Annotated in this window: 1 protein-coding gene; it reads left to right on the plus strand. The window is 64.4% G+C overall.

What is annotated here, in order from left to right:
• Positions 1-170: 170 nt before the first annotated feature.
• Positions 171-551 (plus strand): radical SAM family protein (locus AC1D1Y_RS26120; RefSeq protein WP_477684911.1); only part of this gene is annotated, 381 nt, incomplete at its 3' end.

Here is a 551-nt window from a genome sequence, read left to right on the forward strand (position 1 = left end):
AGGACATTGCCGCGGGCAAGCTGCACCCGTTTTACGCCCAGGCCGACGTGTTGGACAACGAGGGCAAGCTGGTGATTGCCAAGGGCCAGACCTTGAGCGACGTCGACATTCTGGGCATGAACTGGCTGGTGGCCGGCGTGCAGGGCAAGGTCAGCCACTGAGGGCGCGCGATGACATACCAGATCAAAGAAATTTTTTACACCCTGCAGGGCGAAGGCTCGAATGCAGGCCGCCCCGCCGTGTTCTGCCGTTTTGCGGGCTGCAACCTCTGGACCGGCCGCGAGCAGGACCGCGCCAACGCCGTCTGCCAGTTTTGCGACACCGACTTTGTGGGCACCGACGGCACGCTGGGCGGCAAGTTCAAGACCGCGCAGGCGCTGGCCGAGCGCATTGCCGCGCAGTGGCCCGATACCGATGCGGCGAACCGCTTTGTGGTGCTGACCGGTGGTGAGCCGCTGCTGCAGGTGGACACTGCGCTGATTGATGCGCTGCATGCGCAGGGCTTTGCGATTGCGGTGGAAACCAATGGCACGATTGCGGCGCCCGAGGGC

It is taken from the genome of Polaromonas sp. P1_G1 (assembly GCF_056405595.1).